This is a genomic window from Lepagella muris, from assembly GCF_004793975.1.
Lineage (GTDB): Bacteria > Bacteroidota > Bacteroidia > Bacteroidales > Muribaculaceae > Lepagella > Lepagella muris.
Genome location: NZ_SRYB01000004.1, coordinates 163,284 through 189,854 on the forward strand (window position 1 = coordinate 163,284; position 26,571 = coordinate 189,854).

Here is a 26,571-nt window from a genome sequence, read left to right on the forward strand (position 1 = left end):
TCAATTACAAGATGAGTGATTGCCTTGTACCGTCTTGAATGATAAATTTGGGAGTGTATCCTATCAATATACAAATCAGCTTGACAACATGTCGGGATATAATCCTGTCACATTGACTTGTATCGCACAATTAAATGTGGTGGAAATAAGCATCAGTATCAGTTCAGGTCGTTTATTAGTGATAATCGGTTTCAAGGAAATCTATTTTAGCTTCTTCTTTATTTTTGATATGATCCTTTCCGAGGTTGATACCTAATTCCGCTGAATTTATGGAGTTGTTGTGGTCTCTATAATTACGGAGTTGTCTTAACATCTCAATACGTGACATCTTCTCATATTGCCGATAAGGATAGATTGGATACATCTCTTGATTGGATGCCTCCAGACCCGTTGCAATGAAACTGTGTTGTCCTGTTGATTCGGATGCTTCAAGAATCAAACCGGGGAGACCGGTGAGTTTCCACGGACCTTCCTGCAACGGGATTTCAGTAGTGAACCATGCAGTCCAGTGCCTGCCGTGATAATTAGCCGTAGCAATAGAGCATTCATATCCAAGTACAGTCTTAGTGGAATCTCCAATTTCCCACTGTATTTCGCCAAGAGGTTCGGTATAATAGCCATATTCAAAAGATCCGGCATAATCAAAGACAGTCAATTCATTATCAAGGAGCGAACGAAAAATATAAAGAAATGTGGGATATACAACGGCATTTATAACATTTAAATCTTTTGTTTCCAAGTATTTTTTTGCTACTGAAGTAGTCATTTGTCTTTCTATAGCACGTCCTTGCGGTGTCGATCGCAGAGAGTCTTTGAATTCAGTATCCAGACTATAAAACTTTGACTGCTCTTTATTTGCGAGAAGCACAAACGGTATCTCTCTTTTTATTATTCCGTCAGAGCCACGCACAAAAGTTCCGTTATAAGTATAACCCACTTTTATTTCAGCACGCGGATACTCCTTACTCTTCGCCGATATAGGGAAGACAGCGATCAATAGGAATATGAATATGATAAGTTTGGTTTTCATTTGCTTGTCGTTCGGGCTTTGTATTTATAGAATGTAGTTGTTTGATTGGGTATCAGTACCGGGTCTTTAGCTGACCATTGCATCCACAATTCCGTTGGTGTGAGTTTCTTGATAAGCCAATAGCCATCCATTGCATTTCCTGCTGTCTGAATGACCGCGAAATTCTCGGTCGTGAAAGTCCACTGAAAATATCTTATGTCCTCTTTCACGTTTTCATCTTTTAGAGAGCCGACAGCAAACCAGCCTTTCCCTTTGAGATCGAAATAATATATTGACGTTTTATCCTCAATGGTTTGTTCGTTGCCCAGTCCGTAATCAGCATATACCTCAACCCACTCTTTCCCTGTCAGCATTGACAATGTGTTTTCCTGACCTTCATTAAGATAGCCTGTGCGTCCCTCGCATGACGAAAGGCACACAAACAATATGGTAAGAATAGAAAATATTACCGCCTTCATTCTGAAATTGTGACGGACAGCGTTCCGTCGCCGACAAGATTTTTGCCTTTGAGAGACATTGACTTATTACCCTCCCCGGTGTTTACTCGATAATATGAGGCTCGGCAGGGAGATTGCACTCCTGTCACGATGATTGTGCCGGCATCAGGCTTGGAAGCTATACCGAATGTACGATTACGCATCCAATTTTCGATAACAGCATTAGGCTCATCGCTTTTATGCCGAGCGAGATCTGTTAGCGACACATAATCATCACCATCTACATTGATGATAGTGATATTGGTATTTTTGACTGTTATTTTTGCCATGCGCAGAGAGGGATTGGTTTATTATGCAAAGGTAGCAAAAATATCTGATATATCAGTGTATTAGCGACTTTTTACATCCGAATATATGCGGTTCTTTCATAGACATTATTTCAAGATTGCTGATGTACCACCGTTTTGTTCTCCCACTTCGTTGCCTTGACGCACTTTCTTGCCATAGTTGAAAGTATAGGTCACGGATAGGTTTATTCTGCGATGATAGTAGTTCCCTCCCTGATATTTCACCTCCGAATATAACGGCGATGTCAGCGTCTGGGTAGAGCCTAACCAATCGTTACGGAACATATTGATTGCCGTGACGCGAACATTCCAACCCGATTTGCTCCATCCTGCAAGGATCTGGTAAAAATCACGGTCTTTATAATAAACCCCGCGGTTTCCCTGTATTGTTCGGCTTGGAGTCTGATAGGAAGCTTGGAAATAGAAGTTGTTAAGATAATATGTAGCTGACCCGTTTATGGAAAATGGTGTTTTGGATATATCGTAATATCCCGTCATTCGAAATATTGAAACAGATGGTTGCGCGGCAAGCTGAAGTTTCCCTCCAAGCAACTTATCAAATGTTGAGAATCTCGTTTTTCAACTATTTCTTACCGCTTTTTTATAATCAGAATGGACGGAGGATCGCGGAATTGATTTTTGTATCGGTTTCCACTCGCTCGCGGTCGGTCTTCTTGCCATAAGGAAGAATATAGGTCAATGACACGCTTATATTACGACCTTTCATATCACTGAGTGAATGAGCCAAAGAATGGTATACCCCATAATCAGCATCAGTTCTTGTGCAGAGTCGGCGGTCAAGAAAATTATCAATACAACACTCTGCCGCCCAGTCCCCATGCTGCCAGTTGATTGATAGCCCGTATTGAGCCGGGAAGCGGACTTTTGTTCCTTCGTAGTCCATGAATTTATACGGACTGACATATTCGCCCTTTATCTGCCAGTCGCCGAACATATATGATGCACTCAAGGCTTCACGCCAGTCATTGCTTTTAGTCGGACGATAATCTGAGTTAAATCTGTTAATGCTGTAAGAGACATTCCCTTTAAGACGCAGCTTATTACCAAGAAGATTTGCTGAAATGCCAAAAATCAATTTATTGTAGCAGAAATTGCCATCATTTACGAGCTGATGATACATGATATTGCCGTCGGCAAAGTAACGGTTTGTGGTATTACCGAAATATTTGAGAAAGTCGTAGGTGAATGAAAAACCGAAATGTCCGGCGTGCCCATTATAGCCCACCACATTCTGAAACGCTTTCAACTGTTTGAGCTCAGGATTGCCCATTGTCGCTTCAAAGAACGAAGTCCGTATCACCGCATCATTCTTGAATGACGGATTGTATATGCTGTGAACATAATTACCGTTTAAGGAAAAAACGTGTTTTTGATTGACTGCATAGGTAGCTCCATAGTATGCCATCGGAGAGATTTGGTTGTCGTTATAGTCACCGATAGTTGAATATAGGTCGGTAAGTCCTGCCGACACATAATAGGACAATCCGATAGGTAGGTTCTGGTCAACGTTAAGCATTAGCATTGCGTGGTTATTGGTAAGAGTCTGTTTGCTATCAAAACTGCCGGTATAGACATCATGAAAATAGTTATAGAATTCATCAACCGAAACACCAAGTGAAAGTTCGTGAGGCAATGATTTGAAATATGAGATACTGCCCCCTGCTTTCAGATTATTCTCGACAGCATTGTTCGCTATCGGGTCAAATCCGGTTTCGGTTCGTATACTATTGTAGTTCGTATGACCGTGGCTTACCTCGCTTGTGATCATAAGAGTGTGACCACCGGGCATGAACAGATTGTATTTCAGACCCAATGCCGGAAGAACTCCCCGGTCACGGCTGTTCCGCTCGACATTCGAGGGGAAATTGTATAGCCCGGAGTAGGTCATGACATCAGTCATCAGATTGCGTGGGGTGGCGTTGCGCTTGAACAATGCCGACAAATCGAGCGTGTGGTTTTTGGCAGCATGAGAGAATTTGAATTTGAAATACTGCGAATTACTCCTTGCTGAGGCTTCCTGTGGTGTAATACTTTGGTATAATGTTCCATCGGAGAATATTGCGGCATTTTCAGCACTGTTCAGTACCGATGAATTTTCCCATTTCCCATTTACCGTGAAAGTAAGGGTAACAGCATTTCTCTTATAGTTTGCCATGCCTGTATAGTCGCCATATTGACGCGCCAAACCTTTATCTGCAGATAGATACACATTTCCACCGTAATCATATTGCTCAGTGATAAAGTTGATAACCGCACCGCAGCCTGCCCACCGTCCACCGGGGTTACGCTGATAGTCGATCTGAGTTATCTCGGAAGCGGTAAGCGTCCCAAGTTCATCGGGTGAAACTTCCACTCCGTTTATAAGGATTTTCACATCGCGTCCGGTTATGGTTGAGATTGTCTGATCTGTGGGATTTACGGTGAAATCCGGCAAATTCATATTGGCAAACAGTGTATATCCGTTGGTGCTGTGTCTCTTCTCCAATTTTGTAGGATGGAGAATCACCTTTTGAGAGGTTTCAATTTGCGTGTCGGCTGTCACCACCACCTCTTTGAGAGAGGTGGTGATGGAATCTGTTTTTACGTCTTGTGCGTATGCCATGAAAGGCAGAGCAGGGGCGAGAGCGAGAAGTAACTTTTTCATGCTTATACGATTTTTTGCAAAGCAAATGAAAAAGCTCCAGATTCACCTTAAAAGTTGTCTGACATTTATCTGACAAATACTGACAATGCAATAAATCAGGATATTACACGGAGTTCGTAGGAGTCGCCCCTATTACATACAATTTCCATATTGGCAACTGAAAGAGCTGCCTTTGTACGCCTTACAAGAGTATATAACGACTCCTCGGCATTACTCTTGTTGCCCCATAGAGCCGAGCATAAGGTAGCTTTATCCACTTTCATATCGGGAGCGTCAAGAAGCATCTGTGCCAACTGCCTTTGCATGGGTGTCAGTTTGATTCCGGTAAGTGATGGAATAGAAGGCACTTCCACGGCAAGCTCTGTTATGGGTTCCGTTTCTTTGCGTCGCCAAATATACATTGATACTATCGATAGTAGCGACAGAGAGAAAAATACTCCGGGCAAAGTTTGGTCAGATGCAGCGAATACCGATGCCATAGAACAGTCTGCAAATCCTTGTAACTGCACGGCAACTCCACTTATATTGTTTTCGGGTATAAGCATTATGGAGTCAGAAGCAATCTTATGACCTTTGATTTTCGGTGCTGTAGTTCTTTTGTCCACGAGTGCAAGTATGAAATAGGCATCCTCTTTCAAGGCTGCATTTCTGAAATTGACATCGGAAGCTTGATATATTATCGGCTTGTGAGTCGTCTCGTGCATCTTACGCAAGGCTGCTATGGTGTCTTGCCTTGTCCATAGCTCCCTATTCTCGTTCGCAAAAGCAAACATCGCCTCGTTCAGATCATCGGCAATATTCTGCCTGGCATTGGAATACGAAAAACAACTTGATATCAAAGATGCAATCATAAAAGCCAGCGGTACGAACATCCCATAACGTAGTTTATTCATATTGTTATTTGCTTTTTGTATTCTACATAATTCTATTCTTCAAAAGAAGTTGGTCGTTAGAATTGATATCCGAGCGACAGGAATATATTTTGGCTAAGTTTCTTCTTAGGAACCCAAAATTTTGAGCCATTTATCTTCTTGGGCTAAGGAAATTGCCGCAATCATTGAAATGGCTAAAAATACAGGTAGCTTTTTCATAGTTCATGATTAATTGTTTTTGATTTCTTGATTGATTGAATTGTATATGTTTCGCAGCAGTGTTGTGTCCGGACTGATTATCTGGAACGAGCCACTTTCTATTCGGGCATTGACCTGTGGTGCCATGATAACCGAGTCATTGAATACAAATCCCAAGCGTTGACCTATCATCATCTCGGTGGCATCCGCAAAATCATTGATTCTGTCTGCCTTTATTTTTCCCTGTATTAACGTCTGGCATACAGTTTTTCCGTCAATTGTAAATGTATCTGTTGTCAAGACAACTTTCTCAAAATCCTTGATTGTCACCAATGACTCTCCTATAATGGTATTTTCAGTATCAGAAGCGATGGGGTACCATCCGGCAACCTTGTGGTGTGAAGAACATCCACAAAGCGGAATCGTTAGTATAGAGATTATGACTGGTCTGAGTTTCATTTTTTGCTATATTTATAATATAGACTCGCAAACAATGGATATGTTACAGTCTCAACGAACAAAGTTCATCATAATTGCCTTTTATATGTCAGAAAGATTTTTTCTTAACTTTAGAGTGAATTTATTTGTTGTTATGGAAAAGAGTGGTTAATTTTGCGTAGTTTATCTAAAAGTTAAGTATGACACTACGATATTCAATAGAACTCATTGAAGAACATGATGCTGTAAACTTCTACAGCATCCATTTAAGCGAGGAAGAACTCTCGGAACTTGAAAGATTCTTTGAGAAATTCCCTGAGGGATCTCCTTTTGATGAGGATGTTGACACCATCATTGCGTGGCTTGACAAGATAGGTGAAACAGGCGCTTTGGAAAGATATTTCAGATATGAAGGTAAGTATGGAGATGGAGTAAGCGCCATTCCCATTGAAACAAGCAATTTGAGGTTATATTGCATCAGATTGTCTGATAGAATTCTGATATTTGGTAACGGTGGTGTTAAGAATTGTGCTGCATGGCAGGATAGTGATACACTTGCTGAATATGTGGAGATGCTTGTCGATACAAGCCGTTTCATAACATCCTGTCTTGCCAATGGCACTCTATATATGGTTGATAAGGAAATAATAGGGAACTTAAATTTTAGTCGCGATGAAAAGAAGTAGCATTATAGAAGCACGTCGTGCGAAAGTGTCACCGGAGGTCCGCAGAAGAGTTGACCTTTCCTTTCTCATTGTTGATCGTATCCATACTATCCTTGAAGAGCGTGGGCTACGTCAGAAGGATCTCGCGTCAATGCTTGATAAGAATGAGTCGGAGATAAGCAAGTGGATGAGAGGCACTCATAATTTCACGATTGAAACCATATCGCAGATAGAAAATGTGCTTGGAGTGCACATTTTACAGGTGGTTGAGGTATGAAATTCCTATATAAATCTTAATATTGGAAATAGTTAGGAGTCAGGAGATTATTATTTCTTATTCCTATTACGGAAATATTCAGAGTGTACTTTGTAAGCCAATATGGTCGCTATGATTACAAATATGATAGCTCCCAGGCCCACACATCCACGCAAGAAAATCATTGTTTTATAAGGAATAGAGTCTATCCACACTATCGTTGCAATTTGAATTGCAATGATAATACCTATTACTATCAACGCAGCATATTTTATTTTTTTGAATTGGGGAGCATTGAATAAATTGTCTATATCGTATTTGTTTTGCCAGTAATTTTTCATATAGCAAAGTTAAAAATTTTTTGTATAAAACTTTCAACACATGGCATTTTATCTCAAAATCAGGAACTTTTTTATTAAATTTCCCGAAACAATGTTGCGTCTGCACATGCCTATCTCATCTGTCACGTTTTTTATATCGTAAGAACTGCATTATTCCTACAAAGATAAAACTAAAAGCACAATAAAATAACCAGTTGTTGACATCTTTATCGTAGCCGAGTTCTATTATCAAAATAGTAATAAATCCGAGAAGCCCGAGAATCGCCATTGCTCCGCATATCTTCTGCTTTAAGCTATTACTTATCATAGTTTTTATTTGTTATTGTGTTAATTCTATAAAGGTTATTTTAAGTCAAGATACATCATTCTGGTATGCAATTTATCATCATTAAGTAGATTGTAAAAGTCCTTTTATTCCTGCTCATTTGGATAAAGGAATTTAAAACCGTTCTTCAGATAAAAAGATGAACATTCTTGGAAAAGATCAAATTTATTTTCCATTGCGACCGAGAATTTTCTCCCTTAAAACTCGACCTTTTTCTTCGACCATACGAAGCATATTTTTTTGCTCTTCTGTCAAAGGAATACGAGTCGTAGGTCGATTCTCAGCAGCCTCTATAAAAAGTTCAGCAGTGCGACCCGATAGTTCAGGTGATGTATGTATTGCTATTGCCATAATTCTAATTAGAAAATGTTTAAATATAAAACGGACGGCCATTTCTGTTTGTTGCGCAAATATAGAACTTTTTCTAATGCCATACCACCTCCATTTTCCAAAGATTACTGAACAGCCGCCCTATTTTCCGAGTTTTATCGGACAGCAATAATTAAAAAAACAATCTTATACATTAAACGGGGGATCAGACCAACATTGTAGAAAAATTAGTATCTTTGTAATATGAATAAAGTTGAATTGACACACTTACTCGATAAACTTATTTCGCTTCCGCAGGAAACGGAATTGGTGGAGTTTAAACATAATTTTCACTCTGAGGAGGAAATTGGACAACGCCTGTCAGCACTATCCAATAGTGCCGCCCTTGTCAATGAGCCGTTTGGATATCTTGTATTCGGTATTGAGGATGGCACCCATAATGTTATCGGTACAAGCTTCCAGGCGAAGCAACGTAAAAAAGGGAACGAAGAGCTTGAAATGTGGCTGCTTAACCGCCTCAACCCCAGAATCGATATTGAGTGTTTTGAATTTGATAAAGAGGACAAGCATATCTCACTTTATAGGATTCCAGCTGCGACAGAGCGTCCCGTCACATTCCTAAATGTCGCATATATCCGTATCGGGTCGTTGACAAAACCACTTTTAGGTTATCCGGAAAAAGAAATGAAACTATGGAAGAAAAATCGTGGCAAAACCATTGACAAGACGATTATAAAAGAGTGTGGTAGTTCTTCCGAAGTCATTCGGCTCCTCAGTGCAGAGACTTACTTTGACCGATTGAAAATCCCAATGCCGCAAACTGTTGACGGCATAATGGAGCGTTTCGTATCTGAAAAGTTTGTCGTACCGGAGCTAACGGGATACGGAATTACCGAATTAGGTGCGATACTGCTTGCCAAAGACCTACGGGATTTCGATAGTCTTTACCGTAAGGCTGTGCGTGTGATTGTGTACAAAGGGAAAAACAAGCTTGAAACTGTCAGGGAAAAATCTTTTGAACAGGGATATGCCGTCGGGTTTCCTATGATGATTGATTGGGTGAACGGGCAACTCCCGGCTAACGAGGAAATCGGGCGTGCATTACGTAAGGATGTGAGGATGTACCCAGAGATAGCGATCCGGGAAATATCTGCCAATATGATAATCCATCAGGATTTTTTCATCATGGGTTTTCCGATGATAGAGATATACTCTGACCGTGTTGAAATCTCATCCCCGGGACAACCTCTAATAAGTACAGACCGATTTATTGACGAGTATCAATCACGGAACGAGGGACTTGCCGACATAATGCGTAGAATGGGATTCTGCGAGGAAAAAGGAAGTGGTATGGATAAGGCACTTTCAGCGATTGAGGAATATCAGTTGCCTCCAATTAAATACCGAGTTTCTGACATTCGTACCACAATTATTCTTTCCGCGTATAAGACATGGGGCGAAACCACAAAGGACGAGCGTGTGCAAGCCTGTTATCAACACGCTTGTCTGAAATATCTTGGTAACGAAATGCTTACTAATAAGTCATTACGAGAGCGTCTTGGGGTTGAAGAGAGGAACTATCCATTGGTTTCGATTGTTATCAAGGAAGCTCTCGCGCAGGGTTTGATTAAGATCGGCACACCTGAGGGTACCAATCGAAGAGACATAGCCTATATACCGATATGGGGATGATTTTCATGTAAATTCATGTAATGGACTCTTTGATGCTCAAGCGACCTGAGTCATGTAATATTTAAATAACTCTGTAAGATAGTGAATTATGGGTTGTAAATTCATATATAGTTCATGTAATATATATATGAATGACATGACTCTCATAATCCCTTGGCTTAAGGAGATCAACGGAAAGAGGTGGTTCGTTCAGGGGGCGCGATAATCTTTGAAATGACTTATGCCCAGAGTCGGTTCTGCTATGACTTTGAGGTCATCAATCTTTCGATTGCAGAGGTAGAGAGGATTTTATCTGTTGATGCCGGATGGTTGAGAGAAATATTGTCTACAAATTTTTGTAAAAATAAAATGCCGCGTTGTTGGCGCGGCATTTTGGAATCAGGCTTTGGACTGCTCTTTCTTTGTCTTTTCTTTTTGGGTTTTCTCTTTTTGGGAGGAGCCGTATTCGTGGTAGAGCATTATCAGATGGGATGCGCTCCAGCTGAAATGGGGTGCTTTCAGCCGTTTTCCGGTGTGTGTGTCATAGTTTTCGTGTATGGGTGCTCCCTCTTTCAATCCGTCGAGACGGTCGAACACCTGACGTGTGTATTCGTCTGCCAGATCGCCGTAGCCGTAGTTGCGTAGACCGTTGATGGCGAAGTATGTCTGGTCGAGCCATATCGGACCACGCCAATAGCCGCGCGGATTATATTTCGGATTGTCGGCGGCAATCGTCGGGAAGGGTATGAAAGTGGAAAATTTCTTCTCATCCTTCAGCGTCGGCATCATCTTCTCCACCTGTTCCGGCGATGCGAGTCCGGTCCAGAGCATGGTGTATGCCTCGCAACCGGGGTCTCCTACGAATTTGCCGTCGAGCGTGCGGTCGAAGAAGAAGTTGCGCTCATTGTCGTAGAAATAATCCTTCAGCTCCGCAGTATGGTCCGGGGCATCGAATTTCTCGCCGAGGATTTCTGCAAACTTCTTGAGATACATGCATTCGTTGGCAAGATAAGCGTTGAGATCCACGCTCTCCTGATCCATGCTCCACGCATCGTCAGAACCGTTGGAAAGCATCTTTGTGTCGTCGAAACGTATCGCGTTGTCCATACCGCTCTCCCATGCTGCTGCCTCAAGAGTGCCGTCGGTGGCTCCGTACTCACACATGCCATTCCGGTCATGGTCGCGCTTATCATACCACCATTTATAGTAGGCGAGCAGCTGAGGATACATCTCGGCGAGGAATGCCTTGTCGGCGGATGCCTCCCAGATCTTATTGACCGCCCAACATACCAACGGTGGCTTGCTGTTGCGTGCATTATTTTCAGTGGGGTCGGTATATATGCAGTCGATTATCATTCCGTCGGGGAGCTGATAGTCAAACATCGCGCGGATATTGTTCTTTGCGAGTTCCGGATCGAAAGTAGCGGCACCTGCCACGAATCTCCAGCTGTCCCACGCCCACAGACCGACGAAATATCCTACGGCATGACTCGGTATTATGCCGTCGTGTAGAAGTCCGCCACGTGCGGCGCGGTGATTGGATACGAGCGTGGTGATAGCCTTGACAGCGATACGGTCGTATTCCTCCGGCATATCGTCACGCAGGGTCTTCTGAAGATAATTTGCCCAACGGGAAGAGTTTACCTGTAACGCCTTCGCCGGATTTGTCAGAATACTGTCGACGGTGGTTAATCCGGATTCCAGCGCATCGGGGGAATCAAAAAGACTTATCACCACATAGTCCTTGTCACGAGCGGGCACGATCGCCTTGTAGTTGTCGGATGATATGGAGATCTCCACATCGGGTCGGAAGGTCAATGCAAGTGTTTCTCCTGATGGATGGGATGCCACCACGGTGTTCCCATTCAAAGAGAGACTAATATCCTTTGCCCAATCTATGCCGGAGCAGATGATCTCATTACCCGTGGAGTTTGCGATGGAGAGAAGGGCTGAATGAGAGTTTATGAAATTCAGACGTTGGGCAATCTCGCCGTCGGCATATTCTGACATTAAGCGGATTTCTCCGGGATAGTAGCATGATGAGTCAGCCGCCGTCAATTTTGCGGCATTGACGGGAGTCACATTCAGAGCCGTTTTCGCGAGCCATTGCCTACGGTTCATGTCAAGGCTGAAGGGACCGCAGAAACCGTTTATTTCGGTCTCTTTCTCAGGAATCGTGAATCCGAACCATGCACCGGCATCAGTAAACCAACCGGTGCATCTGTGTAGAGTATCGGGAGTGTATGATATGTCGAAAATATCCGGATACTCATATCGCACTTCGTTGGCGGCATCTATGCCGGTGCAGGCAGTCGGAATGATTGCGACGGCTGCGAGTGCGGAGATAAGCAGAGATTTCATTGTCGTTTAGTGTTTAGGGTTTATGGTTTAAGGTTTATGGTTTATGGTTTAAGATTTGAGGTTGGAGGTTTGAGAATTAATCAACTATCAACTATAAACTATCAACTATAAACTATCAACTATCAACCATCAACTATCAATTATTTTATTGGACGTAGGGAGAACCTGTAGCGGTATTCTTCCGGTGTGATTGTGTATTCGGGATGCACCTGTGCGCCCCATGTGTTGTCGCCCCCAACGCCCATCATTCGGTGGTCGATGTTGAGCGTCACCATGTCTTGCGGCACTATACTCCCGCCATGCTTGCGCTCGATCATTGCCGGCACGTATTCCAGATCTGACTGCGGGAAATCCCATGCGGATATATTGAGCGGTTCGTTGCCGGCTATCATTATACCGTAGCCATTATTGTCGGTGAGAGCCATCCAACGCACGTCGCAATGGTTGCCCGTCTCCTGTGCCCTTACGTAGGGGTGGAATTGTTCGCGTACAGTCGATTCGTAGGTGCCGATAAGGGATGCCGATTTGCGGTCGGGATAGCTTTCCACCGGTCCCCTGCCATACCATTTCATATTTGTGAACTCGCCGGGGAGAGTCATCGACATTCCGAGTCGCGGCAGTTCGGGGAGCTGCACCTTTCCGGGAATGAAGTGATAATCCACGTCAAGAGTCTCGTTGTCGCCTAATCTGTAGGCTATCTCAAGACGAAGGTCAAGAGCGGCGTTATACATTGCCACGTCGAGCCCTGCAAGTCCGTTGTCATTCCTTACGGTGGTAATCTGCTCCACCTTCATATTGTCGGCGGCGTTTTTCCAGACGGCACAGCGTTCGAGATGCCCGTTGGGGATGTCGTTATCTGTAAGCGGGCGCCAGAAGTTGGGTTTCAGAGGAGCTTTCACCAACTCTCTCCCCTCATGCTGCCAAGAGCATAGCGCACCATCGTTTTTGGAGAATGATATGGAATGACCTTTCGCATTCAATATGACCATACCGTTCTCTTCCGCCACGGAGGTATTGCCGTTGCCGGAAGCTTGGAATGTCGGAGAGAAGTCAGTCAGCATCCACTGACCGGTGGCAGATTCATGACCGGACGGAATCATACCGTTGGCAACCTTTGTCTTTGCACGCAGAGTCAGTATATATTCCCCTTTCCCCTCGATTTCACCGAAAGGAATGGTCATGACTGCATGTTCCCCCGGAAGTATGGTGGGGAAGTTCATATCCCCTGTCTTCTCTATCTTGCCATCGCGCGACAGTTGCCACGTGAGAGAATAATTGTCGAGAGTGGAGAAGTCATGACGGTTGATTACCTCAATCTTGTTCTTATCAAACGCCATGGGCTGGAAATGGATGTATTGCATCACCCTCTTCACCTCCGCGAGATGGGGGTGAGGTATGCGGTCGGCACTCACAAGACCGTTGGCGCAGAAGTTGGAGTCGTTGACCACTCCGGCAAAACCCATATCGCCGCCGAATGCCCAAATCTTTCTCCCCTTTTCATCCCTCTTCTCAAAAGTCTGGTCTACCCAATCCCAGATGAAGCCACCCTGAAGCTGGTCATATTTATAGATGAGGTCCCAGTAATCCTGAAGGTTTCCGACACTGTTACCCATAGCGTGGGCATACTCACACATGATCATCGGTCGGGCATCGCGTTGGTTGACGTGGCGCGTAAGTGACCATATTCGGGCATACATCGGGCAATAGATATCACTCTTTGCATTGTAGCCGCCACCCTCATACTGCACGGGGCGTGTCGGATCGGTGGCGTGAGTATAGTCGTATAGTGTCTCGAAATGCTTGCCGTAGCCGGATTCGTTACCCATTGACCAGGTGACGATACAGGAGAAATTCCTGTCGCGTGCAATCATACGGCTCATGCGTTCCATGAAGGGTATCTCCCACCCCTCCATATTGGCAAGTGTGCCGTCGGGGTGTGCCTCCATACCATGGCTCTCGATATTCGCTTCATCCACGAGGTAGAGACCGAACTCATTGCAAAGTTCATACCATTGCCAGTTGTTGGGATAATGGCAGTTGCGCACTCCGTTAAGATTATGGCGTTTCATGAGAGATATATCCTGAAGCATTGACTCTACAGAGACGGTGCGCCCCTTCACGGCATCATGCTCATGCCTGTTGACTCCTTTGAAGAGGACAGCCTTGCCGTTGATGAGCTGCTGACCGTTGCGCATCTCCACCGTTCGGAATCCGAAAGGATGGGTGAACGCCTCCTTCTCATTGCCGGATGCGTCACGATGCGTCACGGTAAGGGTGTAGAGATGAGGGTTCTCGGCATTCCAAGGGGTTGCAGCCGCCACGAGATGAGAGTAATCAAGTATGGAATCGGCTGCGGATGCGATGGTGTGGGTATTGCTCCAGATCTCCCTGTCGCCGTCATAAAGCCTTACGGCTATACTCTCCCCCTTCATGGGGTTAAGCATCTTTATAGATAGCGACATATCACCGTCATGGTATCCGTTGACCAACGGTGAGTTAAGATGGAAATCGGCGATACGTGATTTCGGACGTGCGGTCAGCGACACGTTGCGCTCTATTCCGCTATACTTCCAATAGTCCTGCCCTTCAAGATATGATCCGTCGCTATATCTGAATGCCTTTACGGTCAGACGATTGTTCCCTTTCTTGACTTTCCCTGTGATTTTGAATACGGAAGGGAGTCGGCTATCTTCTGCATAACCTATCAGTTCATCGTTAAGCCATACGTAATAAGCGGATTCCACCCCCTCAAATTCAAGGAATATGTCGAGATCTTTCCATGCGTCGGGCACGGAGATGTTGCGCTGGTACACTCCGACGGGATTATAGTCGGTAGGCACAAAGGGTGGCGTAGCCGGGAATGGATAGCGGGTATCGGTATATATCGGGGCATCAAAGCCTTGCAGTTCCCAGCTTCCGGGCACTTCAATAGATGCCGGTTTCTTCAGATTGGATTTATATATGTCGGCAGGACAGGATGCGTCATTTTTGAAATATAGGAATTTCCAGGTGCCGTTGAGCGAAACCCTTCTCTGCCCGTCGGAATTGGCATATCTGGCGGCAGCGGGAAGCATACGGTTGCCGACGGCAGCTTTCTCGGAGGAGAACGGGAGGAAATGAGCCGCCATTGGCTCGCGATTGATAGAATTTATGTGCTGGTCTTGCCAAGGCTGATTCGCGACAGCGGTCAATGGCAAGAGAGATAATGCTAAAGATAGTATATGTGGTTTCATGGTTGTAGGGTTGTTTTGACAGTGGTAGCCCCTTTCGACAGCAGGCATCCGTTATCGGGCGACTGTTACCAAGAGAAAGAGGATGTCAGATGCTACAGAAGAATGTGACGAGGAATGGTACACTGAAATCTACGGTGAATCCGTGGTATATCGAGAGAATCACAAATTCCTTGCCGGATACACTGCTAATTATCGGGAGGGTCGTATCCATGCTTGTGGCTCCGCCGGAAGATATAGGAGCGAGCGGACCTGCCAGCTTCAACAGAATAGGAGCACCTAAGAGGGTTATTATCTCACGTGCTATGTTGGCGAGTAGTGCAACGGTTCCCGGTTCCGGACCTTTATATTGGGTTATGAATATACTCGACAAGGAGTAGTAGCCGAATCCGCTTCCGATAGCCAATGTCTCCGGAATCGTCCGCCACGGAATAATGACAGCGAGGATAAGACATCCCAGGAGAGTGCCGCATATAGTGACGAGCGGCAGTAGCAGTAACCGTCGGTCAAGGGTCTTCAGGTTGCGCAATGCGCCGAGATCGCTACCTACGCCAATACCGACGCATAGCATCAGCATGGCAAGAGCCGTGAAACTGATGTCGAAACCGAATTTGTCGATTGTGAGCCACTCCATACGTCCGGCAATCACACCGAGTATGAAAAACGCAACGATTATGAGACTACCCTTCATTTCCTCTTCACCTCCTTTCCGCTTCTCGCCCATCGCCATAATCCGCATGCAAGTAGGCATGAACCGGCTACTCCTGCAACAGAAATCAGTATTGCTTCCAATCCAAGGGAGGCTATGCCGTTTACAATCCGTTCATCGCCGCCTACCTCGACACCGAGCAGAAACAGGAGCACCCATATCAGTGCGTTGGTTATGCGTCCGAGAAACGGCATCTTTCGTCCGCGTAGCAGCCAGCCGAGACCGATGCCTGTAGCCATTATGAGAATTATGGTAAACATTGTTGAAAATTTAAAATTTAGAATTGAGAATTGAAAGTTGAGGAGAATTAGTGTTGAAAATTTCAATTCTCAATCCTAAATTCTCAATTATAAACTATAAACTATAAACTATAAACTAATCTGGTCGTTAGCATTTATCTCCATCAGAGGGACGGGATAGAATGAACGGGAATCGTCGTATCCGGCGCGTCCGGCAGCTTCGAGGGCGGACTTTGTCTTGCCCCATCTGCGAAGGTCGTACCATCTCCAGTTTTCAAGCGGGAACTCAATCATGCGTTCATGCTCGATCTGTGCGCGTACAGCATCCTGAGAACTACCCGTCATAGGGGGCATATCGCCATGCACGTCTCTCACCTTGTTGATGAGGCTGATTGCTTCCGGAGTGTTGCCCTGCTCGTTGAGAATCTCAGCCTGCATGAGCAGCACATTAGAATAACGCATCAACGGCACATTGATTGCACAATAGTTGGCTTCCAGACCAGCCATATCACCGGGGAGAAACTTGCGGAAGGCGGGTTTGTCGGCACCTTCAAACCAGTCGTTGTAGTCATAGCCATACATTCTTCCTGTTCCGTCGTTGAAATAGTCGCAATTCAAGAAGATTGTGTAGTATAGGCGGGAGTCATAGCGTCCGGTAGTGGCGGTCATACCCTCTTTCATGTATTCCTTCACCAGAGTTTCGGAAGGTAGGATCTCGTCCCATCCCCAAAGCTCGCTGCAACCGATCCAACGGTGGAACTGCGTGCGGTAGTTCGCACCATTTGCTGTGCTCATGGATGTCTGAAGCTCAAAGATGGATTCCTTGCAGTTCTTGTTGGAGCCGTCGAACATTGTGTTGAAATTCTTCTCCAGTTCGTAGCCCTTCACGTTGCTGAGAGCATCGGCAGCCTTTTTAAGCCATTCATTCTTTTGAGCCGGCTCCTCATACGCACGGGTAAGGCAAGCAAATCCGAGGTAAGAATAGGCTGCACCCTTAGTGGCACGTCCGAGATTATCGGAATTATGGCTTACCGGGAGTTCGGTGGCATCCTGAAGGTCGGCGATTATGAAGTCCCATGCAGTGGCTCTTTCTGAAAGGGGTGCGCTGAGATCCGCCTGATCGGTGATGAAATGGTCACGCACAATGATTTTATCCCAGTTGAGGATAAGTTTCAGGTGGTAGTATGCGCGCAGGAACTTACCTTCATTCACGATTTGCTTGCGGATAGTGGGATCTATCTTATCGTCGGGCATTCCGCCAACCTTGTCGATGACCTGGTTGGAGAAGCTGATTCCTCGATAGTTGTTGCTCCAATAGCTTGCAAACTGTGAGTTACCGTTGGTATATGTGAAGTTGTAGAGTTCCATCCAGTTGGGATAGTTGGGCACGTCGGCACCGATTTTTACCACATCCTCGCGGTATGCCTCCACGGGCCATTTCACTTCGGCAAACTCCCAAGTGTCGATGTAATATTCAAGCTGAGAATAAGCAGCTGCGAGACCTGCCTCTGCATCGCTTTGGTCGCGCCAGAAGCTTGAGGATGTCAGTTTGTCGGGACTCTCGAGAGTCAGGTAGTCCTCACAAGAGGAGAAGGAAGCCGCCATGAGGAGAAGGGCGGGAATCATTATCTTGGATTTCATGAGAATATTCAGATTTAATGGTTGTTAGAAAGATACCTGCGCTCCGATAGTAAAGCTGCGGGTGAAAGGATATATCAGTTTATCGATACCGGTGTTGAGCACGTTTGCACGAGAGAACTCCGGATCGACACCCTTGTAGGATGTGATTGTGAAAAGGTTGTCGGCACTGAAATAGAATCTCAGGTTCTCGATAAATGCCTTGCGTGTGATGTGGGCTGGAAGAGTGTAGCCGAGCTGAATCTGACGAAGACGCACGAAATTGCCGTTCTTCAGGAAGCGGTCGCTCTCCTTGAGGTTGCCGTTGGGGTCGTTGAAGATAGCACGCGGCACGTCGGTGTTGGTATTGGTCGGTGTCCAGGCATCAAGAGTGGAGGTCAGGAAGTTGGATCCTGCGTTCATGCTCTCATAGAAATACATGTTGCCGTTGTATAGCTTGTGTCCCCATGCACTTCCGATCACGCCGGAGAGGTCGAATCCTTTCCAAGCCACGTTGAAGTTGAGGTTAACCTCAAGTTTGGGAATACCGGAACCACATTCCACTTTGTCGGCGTCATCGATTACGCCGTCACCGTTCACGTCTACGAATTTCACGTCACCGGCATCAGCGAGAGGCTGGTAGCGGTCGCCGTTCTTGTTGACGTAGTTGCGGGCTTCCTCATCGCTCTGGAAGAGACCGTCGGTCTTGTAGAGATAGAAAGCACCGATCGGTTTGCCCACCATCGTCTGGGTCGGGAAGTGCTCTGTACCGAATTTAAGACCTTCGCCATATATCACCTGTCCTTCATCGGCAAGCTCAAGCACCTTGTTGCTCGTAGTCGCGAGGTTAAGACCGAAGCTGTAGTCCCATCCCGCCTTTGAATCCTGATAGTTGATTTCAAATTCCACGCCGGTGTTTCTCATCTTGCCTACGTTGAGGATCGGGTTGGCAAGACCTGCGGAGTAAGGTAGCACCTTATAGATGAGAAGGTCGGATGTCTTGTTGTAGTACCAGTTCAAGGAGCCGTTGAGGTGATTGTTAAACAGACCATAGTCTACGCCGATGTTGGTTGTCTCAGTTGTTTCCCATTTGAGCGAACGGTTTTCGAGAGTACGGGCGATACTTCCGGTCCAAGCATTGTCACCGTTGCCCTGCACGTATCCCTGATACTTGGTGTTGTAGGTGGATATGAGTGCGAGGAAGTCGTAGTATCCGAGAGCATTCTCATTGCCGAGCTTACCCCAGCTGCCACGGAGTTTAAGATTGCTGACAGCAATATCTTTCGGGAAGAACTCCTCTTCGGATATTCTCCAGCCGAGAGCGAATGATGGGAATGTACCCCAGCGGCTGTTGGAGCCGAATTTACTTGAACCGTCGCGGCGAACAGTTGCCTGGAAGAGATAACGGCTGTCGAAGTTATAGTTGACACGACCGAATATTGACACACGGCGATATTTCCAGTTGCTGCCGTCGCCGGAGAATGTGCCGCCCGTACCGGCACCTATAGTGGTGAAATTAGGATCAAGGAATCCACCGGGGATTTCGCTTGTGACGAGGTTGCCGTCCTCCACCTTGTAAGTCGTGGTCTTGCCGACAACACCGACAGAGTTCCAGGTGTATTTGCGAGCCATGATGGAGTGACCGAGCACAGCCTGCACGGAGTGCTTGCCGAAGTCCTTGTTGAAAGAGAGCACATTTTCCATCACCTGCTCCTCCCAATATGCCGAAGTCTCGTCATTTTCGGGATATTCCTGCACTGAGCGCACGTCAGCCACGTAGGCGGGGGTGTGATAATTGTCGCGTTCGTGTTCGCCACGGTAGGCTTAGCTGATCTTGTAGTTTAGCCAGGGTGTGAAATGCATTGTGATCGCAGCGTTGGCAGAAGTGTGGTAATAGCGGGCCTCCGACTGACGGAAATTATTATCAGCCATTACGTTTCTATTGTTAGGCAATCCGTTGAAGTCAGTGAGTCCGTAGCCATACTCACGAGTGTCGTCATAGATAGGCACGAGCGGAGATATGCCATACATCTCTTTGATCTGATACTGAGGCTGACGGCTCTTAGTGTATTTGAAAGCCATGTTAGCTTCAAAGTCAAAAATATATTTAGTGGCTGTGACTTTCATTCGTGCGTTGTCCTGACGATGGTCATTGCCGAGGAAGATTCCTTTGTCATTAGCGTGGTTGTAGCTGAGTGAGAATCGTGCGATGTCGCTTCCGCCGCGCACGCTCACCATATAGTTCTGTGAGAAACCGGTGCGGGTCATTGCGTCCTGCCAGTTGGTGTTGACTCCGGTGTTTTCGGTAATATATGCCGGGAGAGGAAGCAGAGAGTTGCTCCAGCTGTCGCCGCCATAGTTCGCCTTATGGTTTTCCACGTGGCTGTTCCAGTTGTCATACATCTGCTTGTGCACCTGCTTATATTCATCAGCATTAAGCATCTTAAGGCTGTTTGCCACCTCTGTCCAGCTGAGATAGGTGGAGAAGTCTACTTTCACTTCACCCTTCTTACCGCTTTTTGTTGTGATTAGCACCACACCGTTGGCGGCAACCGAACCGTAGATTGCAGCGGCGGCACCATCCTTCAGCACTTCAAGGCTCTGGATGTCCTGAGGATTGACTGCGTTGATATCACCGGGGAATCCGTCGATGATATAGAGCGGTTCATTATCTCCGAAAGTCTTGACGCCACGGATTTTTACCGATACACCGGCACCGGCATTACCACCCGACTTGGTGATGTTGACACCGGCTATTTTACCTTGAAGTGCCTCTGCCGGGTTAGTGGTGGTACGTTTTGCAAGGTCGCTTCCGTTGACACTTGAGATTGCACCGGTCATGTCGCTTTTCTTCATGGTTCCGTATCCTACTACGACCACTTCATCGAGCACTTGATTGTCTTCCTTGATTACAATGTCAAGATGCGTCTTATTCCCCACTTTGATTTCCTGTGGGACATAGCCGACGTATGATACAAGGATTATTGCATCCTTTGTAACGTTGATGGAGAAGTTGCCATCAAAATCGGTAGTGGTGCCGTTTGTGGTTCCCTTTTCCATTATGGTGGCTCCGATGATAGGCTCACCATTCTGTTCTGTCACCGTGCCGGTGACGGTCTGCTTTTGAGCCCAAGCCTGGATCGGAAGGGCGAGACAAAGAAGCAAGGTCAAGAGAGATAAGACCCGGTCTTTGAACTTAATTGTGGTAGTCATGATAGATAAAGGTTAGATGGATATTAAAAAATGTTTATGCCGCAAAATTAGATTAATGAGAACGCGGCATCAAACTTTTACGTTATAATATCAATCTACAAACCATCATAAATCGGTCAAATTATATCTACAAAAATAAATTGCTAATATTGATAATCAGTGATTTAATATATGAATATAATCTACAATATATGAAAACGCACCGATGGGGGTAGCAGTGTTGAAAATTGGTATTTGTCAAAGTTTGACGATTCTTGAAAAAGTTTGACGACTTCTATAGAAAGTTTGATGATTTCTATAAAAGTTTGACGTTTGTTGTAAGAAGTTAGCGGTTATTGTGTGAGAAATGACGGAAAAATGACGGGAGAATAACGGAAAAATGACGGAAGTGCGGGAAATGACGGAAAAATGACGGGAAAATGACGGAAAAATGACGGGAGGGCGGGAAAAGTACGTGTAAAACTATTGAAAACTGCATAAAACTACATGAAACTATTCAGAGGGATGTGAGATAGTCGTGAAGATCGGCATCTTGTGGAATGCCGAGGGCTTTTCGCAGTCGGTACCTGTTCATGTTGATGGTTTTCGTCTCCAGACCGAGGAGCATGGAGATCTCTTTTGTTGACATACCCCCTCTAATGAGTAATGCAAGGTTGCGCTCCCCTTTAGTTAGGTTTGGATGCTTCTGCAATAGATTGTTCATGAAATCCTTGTTCAGCTCCTCGGCTTTCAGCAGAAGAGTCTTACTTGTATCGTCATGGCTGGCGTATGAGGAGATGAAAGCGGAAATCTTCTTCAGATGTGGCACCATCTCATCATGCGGGAGTTTATACCCCTCTTTGAGCATATCCCGGATCTTCTCCATCATCTCATTCCTGCTCTTCAGGAAGGCTGCGAATCCGGTAAGCTCCTGCCGACTTTCCGACAGAAGGTTCTGTGTGTTTTCAAGTTCGAGTTGCTGCTGTCGCATCTTCAGGGAGTCAACCTCCTTCTCCGCCAGATGCAGGTCCTGGTTAGCCTGTATCAGCTCCAGGTTCTTCTTATGTTTATACCATAAATAATAGAACAGGCAGCATACAGCAATCATCATCACACCGCCTATCAGTATCCAGAGATTTCTATGCAGAATCCTGATTTCGTAATCCTTTTCCTGCTTCTCTGCAGCAAGTTTCTGATTCTCGAATCGTTTCCTTGTAATATCAAGGTCGGTGTTGCGCTGGCTGTTATGCCGTTGAAGTTCACTGACAAGCACAGTCATCTTCTCCATATTTTCGTATGCCGCCTTGAAATTTCCTGCGGCGGCGTTAGCCATGGCGGTGTATTCATAATTATCACACAGCAATTCGCGGGCACCTATCTCATCAATATATCTGTTGGCAATCTCAAGAGCGGCAAGGGCTTCCCGTGGCTTATTGGCATAGCAGAGCTGTTTCCCCTTGTTGTTGTAGTTTTCACCGAGAGCCCACTTGGAATCAAGATGCTTGTTGATGGTTATCGCCTCCTCGATTATCTTCAGTTTCTCATCGCTGTCACCGGGATATAGGCACATATTGTTGAGATTACGTGCTATTGCCTCTAAATTCTTGAGTTTTCGGCTGATGTCAAGAGATTTTCGGAAGAAATGCTCCGCCAATATAAATTCATCGGTATTCAGTAGGGTCACTCCCCTCTCCGTGTAGCATTTCGCTACCCAGGCGGAATCCCCAAGCGATTTGAATATGGCGGTGGCACGGTCGTTTAGCTTGTTGGCACGGGCATAGTCACCGAGCTTGCTGAACACTCTACCTTGCAGCACAAATATTCTGGCGAACGTATGCAGATCGGTGGAGTCGGTCATCTGTTCCGCATCAAAGAGAGTCTTTATACTGAGATCGAAGTTTCCGAGTAATTGTTCGGCATTGGCATAAAGGATTGAAGCTTCGCGGCATACGGAGTCGGGCTTCGACATGTCGCAAAGTTTTAGAGCCCTGTTGGCAAGTGCAGATGCTTCCTTCGGGTCGGCATATAGATGAGTCACGGCACGCTGTAGCAGCGTTGCTGCATCATTCTCCGCAGCCAATCTTTGCGAGTTGACAACAAGCATCAATATCGTCAGGCTTATACAGCGAAACGCATGGTATTCTGAGAGTTTAAGGATCGGTGTCATGAGTCGGAAAGGTTGAGAAGAAGATTATGAAAGATTGAGAGGAGTATTAATTAAGAGGAGCATTAAATGTCGATTCGTCGTCGGGAGAAGAAGTCGCGAGAGGCGAGGAAGAAGAGTGCTGTTCCGGCAGCCTGCATCACGGCAGCACCCCAGAAGGCGGCGGAATAGGATATGTATTCCAGCAGGAAACCTCCGGCTATCATTCCGAGTCCCATTCCGACATCCCATGCGGTCAGTATGGATGAGTTGGCGGTGCCCCTTTGGTCATTGCGTGCCAGTTTTATAAACATATTTAGGAATGCGGGGTACATGTGCCCGTTGCCTAAGCCGATGAGCAAGGCAGAGAGATAGTAAGCCCATAGCTGTTCGACGGCGGCGAAAAGAGTGTAACCGCATAGCGACAGAAGCACACCCATTGCGGCATTCTCGATGATTTTCCCTTTTGCCAGAGCTTTCGACCCTTGTAGTCGGGAGGCAAAGAGACCGAACGATAGAATCATGAAGAAGATGCCTGTGCCGTCTGTGACGTTTAGTATCTCCTTGCCGTAAATAGCTACGTAGTTCGACATTATTCCCCAGCAGATACTGAAGCAGCAGATATTCAGGGCGAGCAGCCATCCTTTTGTCAGGAAGAATCGGTCAAGGCTTATAGGCTGGTTCTTTTTCGGCTCACGCTTGGGTAGCTTTATTGATGATACGGTCATGAATCCGATGAATGCGGTGGCGAGGGCTATCCAGAAGAGAAGCGTGAAATTATCGGAGGCGTGATAGATCCATATACCGATTGACGGGGCGAAAGCCATTGCAAGGTTGTTGCTCAATCCATAGAATCCTATCCCTTCGTTGCGGCGTGATGAGGGTAGAGTGTCGATTGCGACGGTGGAGTTGGCTACAGTCACGGCACCGAACGGCAGACCGTGGAGCGTGCGCACTATGGCGAACATGAGTAGCGTCCCGGCACCGATGTATCCTGTAAATAGGATAAAGAATATGAAGAAACAGATTGCCAGCACCTTTTTCCGGTCGAAAGAATCGACGATAAATCCGCTGAAAGGGCGGACAAGGAGAGCCGCCACGACATAGCCGGATAGGACAAGACCCATTACATCCTTATCGGCGGCAAATTCCGCATCCAGATATATGGGCAATAGTGGAGTGAGAATATAGAAAGAGAAAAACAGCATGAAATTCCCGACCATTGCCTTGCAATAGTCACGGTTCCAAAGCGTTTCTTTTCGCAAAGATGATTTTGGAGGCATCTCTTCTGAAGGAGTGTTTACTGCCATAGCTAATTGAATCCTTTCTGCAAATTTAAGGCAAAATTAGTAAAATAAAGCTAATCAAACAATATCCGTCAGGTGGAATTAACCACGGAGAGCGCAGGGAGCGCGGAGTTTTTTGATTTGAATGTATTTAAATCAAATAAACATGTGCATGATGTAATGGCTTGATGTGCATGATGTCATCTTTGTGGTGCAGTAAATCAAGTTTGATATGGTATGATTATAATGGAAGCATGGATCAGTTGCATGCTGTACATTCCATCATATCCAGTCTGCCAAGATTGTTGGTAAGTATGAGTCCATTATTAAAAGAGTTGTCAAAGCCTTTTTGTTCCTTGTATAACAGATCTGAACCCTGCATGAATATGTTGTTCTCGATTCTTTCCTCAGCATCAAACTGACAGTCAAAGAAACTGAAAAAGCCATTAAAAATATTGCCATTTAGTTCAAATACCTCTTTGTTGTGTCCTCCCATCTCATAATTTATTGGAGATTTTACAATATTATGACTGAAGGAAAGTCCACCTTCAAACCAACATCCGAGAATCTTAAACTCGCTTAAGATGCAATTCCGGATCTCGACTTTTCCGATGAAGTTTACGCTTACTACATCAAAGATATTGATGATACATCCGTCAAGGATTAATCCTTCCTCTATAAATTCATTGACAAAAAACTCGTCAATACGTTCGAAATGTCTGTCGGTTATAGTTTTCATTCTCCTGCGATGGTTTTTATTTAATGAAGTTTAGACAACTCCCTTACTAAGATTATGAAAATTATGGCAAATATAAGGATAATTAAAAATATATTTATAACTTTGGGAATAATTCTTAACAGAAAGTTTTTATGAAGGAGAAAATTGAGAATTGGATCCGTGAGCTTGATGAAAGCTCAGACGTGCCGTCAGACATCGTTGCCTTGAATTTCGGGCTGTATGAGACAGAAGAAGGATATTGTATCTATCTCACCGGTTCGGAGGAATATGACGCATCGGATGATGACTGGGCATGTGAGGTGGATTATGAACCGGAAGGTAATTTCATAGAATTGCCATCCGGCAATATGGATTGGGAGGAATTTCTGGAGAAAACAAAAAGAATTATCTCAGACTATCTTTCCATCAATGCAGAACATCTTCCGATGTTTGAAGGGAGAGTCGTAACCATCGGGTTTGACGACGGCGACCTTTCAAGAATCCGGTAAAAGATATATCAATATCTACGTTGGATATGACGTATTTAAGAGAGTAAATACGTCATATCCAACGTAGATGATACAACAATAACACATGAGGTCATTATGACTATCTGTTTCTTGCGTAGTTTCGGTATTTACTTTCACCTTTATGTAGTGGTGGAAGCACTGCAGTATATTGGGACAAATTCAATACAAAAATTCAATTTTTGTTTCTTAATGGCCTGGTAAACTTCTTCAGAAACGACAACATCATTAAGATTTTTTTTAATATTGAATATTTTCAAATCTTTGACTTTATCATAAATGAGGCGTTCTTTGATGAGTATATCCGTTCCGGGGACATATATGGAATTCTTTTTATCCACCACATCAAATATTTTCTTAAAATGCATAATATACATCCACTTGTCTCCATATTCCTTACTAAAAACCTTTACCGGTAGATACTCTATTAGAGTCGGATCGTCCACAAATGATTCAAACAGTTTTTTCAGTTCCTCGCTGATAATGTTGGCTCCTCCTGTGCACATATTGAAATGGGCATATTTCCCATACTTCAGTTCTAACACGAGGGATTGCCAGTCCGTCACCTCTTTACCATCCATGGCAATTGGATAGGTCCAGTCTTCAGGGGCTTCCACTAATCCGCCGTTTTTTTCCTCTTTAGGAAGTAAGTCATAAAATTTAGGTTTCATATCATGTTGTTTTTTGTGTGATTTATGAAGCGATTTAAGCTTATTCACAAGCCGGAAAAGTTCATAGCTTTAGGAAATTTTGAAGTCTTTGATTTCGTGATGGGGTGTTACCATAAAGGAAATAGCCTTATAAAATTTACAAAAAGAATGGTATTTTACCTTTAGGCGTAAGTTTAAATCACTCCTATAAGTGTATTCTTTCAGAAAAGGGAATGCTCCCTTCCAGTCATTAAAAATCTCTCTTGAAACCATAGAATCGAATTTAGTTATACTCTATTATAAGTTTGATATGATATGTGGAAT

The 26,571-nt window shown here is 45.0% G+C and carries 21 protein-coding genes and 1 pseudogene; 4 read left to right on the plus strand and 18 right to left on the minus strand.

From position 1 onward, the window contains the following. Nucleotides 1–175: 175 nt before the first annotated feature. The 7 genes from E5331_RS04540 to E5331_RS04570 form a co-directional block, all read right to left on the minus strand. Nucleotides 176–1,030: a GLPGLI family protein gene (locus tag E5331_RS04540; protein ID WP_123481687.1), complete on the minus strand. Its 855-nt coding sequence runs from the start codon at nt 1,028–1,030 to the stop codon at nt 176–178. Then, nucleotides 1,027–1,488 carry a hypothetical protein gene (locus E5331_RS04545; RefSeq protein ID WP_123481688.1) on the minus strand — a complete coding sequence of 154 codons (462 nt, stop codon included), beginning with the start codon at nt 1,486–1,488 and terminating at the stop codon, nt 1,027–1,029. The genes E5331_RS04540 and E5331_RS04545 overlap by 4 nt, the downstream gene beginning before the upstream one ends. Continuing rightward, nucleotides 1,485–1,796: a KilA-N domain-containing protein gene (locus E5331_RS04550; RefSeq protein WP_123481689.1), complete on the minus strand. Its 312-nt coding sequence runs from the start codon at nt 1,794–1,796 to the stop codon at nt 1,485–1,487. Before E5331_RS04550 ends, E5331_RS04545 begins: the two co-directional genes overlap by 4 nt. 105 nt (nt 1,797–1,901) lie before the next feature. After that, nucleotides 1,902–2,312, minus strand: coding sequence for a hypothetical protein (locus E5331_RS04555; RefSeq protein ID WP_123481690.1), 411 nt, complete (start codon nt 2,310–2,312; stop codon nt 1,902–1,904). 109 nt (nt 2,313–2,421) lie between these two features. Beyond that, a complete protein-coding gene (locus E5331_RS04560; protein ID WP_135984083.1) occupies nt 2,422–4,479 on the minus strand; it encodes a TonB-dependent receptor in 2,058 nt (685 codons plus the stop codon). A gap of 95 nt (nt 4,480–4,574) precedes the next feature. Further along, nucleotides 4,575–5,372, minus strand: coding sequence for a helix-turn-helix domain-containing protein (locus tag E5331_RS04565; protein WP_123481692.1), 798 nt, complete (start codon nt 5,370–5,372; stop codon nt 4,575–4,577). Nucleotides 5,373–5,579: 207 nt separating this feature from the next. Beyond that, nucleotides 5,580–6,008 carry a SecDF P1 head subdomain-containing protein gene (locus E5331_RS04570; protein WP_135984085.1) on the minus strand — a complete coding sequence of 143 codons (429 nt, stop codon included), beginning with the start codon at nt 6,006–6,008 and terminating at the stop codon, nt 5,580–5,582. Between the two features lie 179 nt (nt 6,009–6,187). On the opposite strand from E5331_RS04570, the gene E5331_RS04575 reads away from it, so the two are divergent. Together E5331_RS04575 and E5331_RS04580 are read left to right on the plus strand one after the other, a co-directional pair. Then, nucleotides 6,188–6,673, plus strand: coding sequence for a hypothetical protein (locus E5331_RS04575; RefSeq protein WP_123481695.1), 486 nt, complete (start codon nt 6,188–6,190; stop codon nt 6,671–6,673). Continuing rightward, the gene (locus tag E5331_RS04580) at nt 6,660–6,929 is read left to right on the plus strand and encodes a helix-turn-helix domain-containing protein (protein WP_123481696.1); all 270 of its coding nucleotides are present in this window, start codon (nt 6,660–6,662) and stop codon (nt 6,927–6,929) included. Before E5331_RS04575 ends, E5331_RS04580 begins: the two co-directional genes overlap by 14 nt. An 810-nt stretch (nt 6,930–7,739) precedes the next feature. Here E5331_RS04580 and E5331_RS04585 read toward each other — a convergent pair. Further along, nucleotides 7,740–7,925, minus strand: coding sequence for a hypothetical protein (locus E5331_RS04585; RefSeq protein WP_135984087.1), 186 nt, complete (start codon nt 7,923–7,925; stop codon nt 7,740–7,742). Nucleotides 7,926–8,147: 222 nt separating this feature from the next. Between E5331_RS04585 and E5331_RS04590 the strand changes: the two genes are divergently transcribed. Then, nucleotides 8,148–9,596, plus strand: a complete 1,449-nt coding sequence (locus E5331_RS04590) for an ATP-binding protein (protein ID WP_123484705.1) — start codon at nt 8,148–8,150, stop codon at nt 9,594–9,596. Nucleotides 9,597–9,974: 378 nt separating this feature from the next. On the opposite strand, the gene E5331_RS04595 is transcribed toward E5331_RS04590, so the two are convergent. The 9 genes and pseudogenes from E5331_RS04595 to E5331_RS04635 form a co-directional block, all read right to left on the minus strand. Beyond that, nucleotides 9,975–11,936, minus strand: a complete 1,962-nt coding sequence (locus tag E5331_RS04595; RefSeq protein ID WP_135984089.1) for an MGH1-like glycoside hydrolase domain-containing protein — start codon at nt 11,934–11,936, stop codon at nt 9,975–9,977. Nucleotides 11,937–12,076: 140 nt separating this feature from the next. Next, entirely contained in the window at nt 12,077–15,169 is a 3,093-nt protein-coding gene (locus E5331_RS04600; RefSeq protein WP_135984091.1) for a glycoside hydrolase family 2 TIM barrel-domain containing protein, read from the minus strand. Nucleotides 15,170–15,254: 85 nt separating this feature from the next. Beyond that, nucleotides 15,255–15,857 carry a LysO family transporter gene (locus E5331_RS04605; protein WP_123484702.1) on the minus strand — a complete coding sequence of 201 codons (603 nt, stop codon included), beginning with the start codon at nt 15,855–15,857 and terminating at the stop codon, nt 15,255–15,257. Further along, nucleotides 15,854–16,135, minus strand: coding sequence for a LysO family transporter (locus tag E5331_RS04610; RefSeq protein ID WP_123484701.1), 282 nt, complete (start codon nt 16,133–16,135; stop codon nt 15,854–15,856). The genes E5331_RS04605 and E5331_RS04610 overlap by 4 nt, the downstream gene beginning before the upstream one ends. A 108-nt stretch (nt 16,136–16,243) precedes the next feature. Further along, complete coding sequence (locus E5331_RS04615) at nt 16,244–17,755, minus strand: RagB/SusD family nutrient uptake outer membrane protein (protein ID WP_135984093.1); 1,512 nt, start codon at nt 17,753–17,755, stop codon at nt 16,244–16,246. Between the two features lie 24 nt (nt 17,756–17,779). Continuing rightward, nucleotides 17,780–20,944: pseudogene (locus E5331_RS04620) on the minus strand (SusC/RagA family TonB-linked outer membrane protein). 496 nt (nt 20,945–21,440) lie between these two features. Then, entirely contained in the window at nt 21,441–23,090 is a 1,650-nt protein-coding gene (locus E5331_RS04625; RefSeq protein WP_135984095.1) for a LuxR family transcriptional regulator, read from the minus strand. Between the two features lie 62 nt (nt 23,091–23,152). After that, on the minus strand, nt 23,153–24,376 hold the full coding sequence (locus E5331_RS04630; protein WP_275441080.1) for an MFS transporter: 1,224 nt from the start codon (nt 24,374–24,376) through the stop codon (nt 23,153–23,155). A 235-nt stretch (nt 24,377–24,611) separates the two neighbouring features. Next, complete coding sequence (locus E5331_RS04635; RefSeq protein WP_123483869.1) at nt 24,612–25,091, minus strand: hypothetical protein; 480 nt, start codon at nt 25,089–25,091, stop codon at nt 24,612–24,614. 131 nt (nt 25,092–25,222) lie between these two features. On the opposite strand from E5331_RS04635, the gene E5331_RS04640 reads away from it, so the two are divergent. Next, nucleotides 25,223–25,579 (plus strand): hypothetical protein, encoded by a 357-nt coding sequence (locus tag E5331_RS04640; RefSeq protein ID WP_123483870.1) that lies wholly within the window; start codon nt 25,223–25,225, stop codon nt 25,577–25,579. A 140-nt stretch (nt 25,580–25,719) separates the two neighbouring features. Here the strand turns inward: E5331_RS04640 and E5331_RS04645 are convergent, their stop codons facing one another. Next, nucleotides 25,720–26,268: an imm11 family protein gene (locus tag E5331_RS04645; RefSeq protein ID WP_123483871.1), complete on the minus strand. Its 549-nt coding sequence runs from the start codon at nt 26,266–26,268 to the stop codon at nt 25,720–25,722. Between the last annotated feature and the right edge of the window lie 303 nt (nt 26,269–26,571).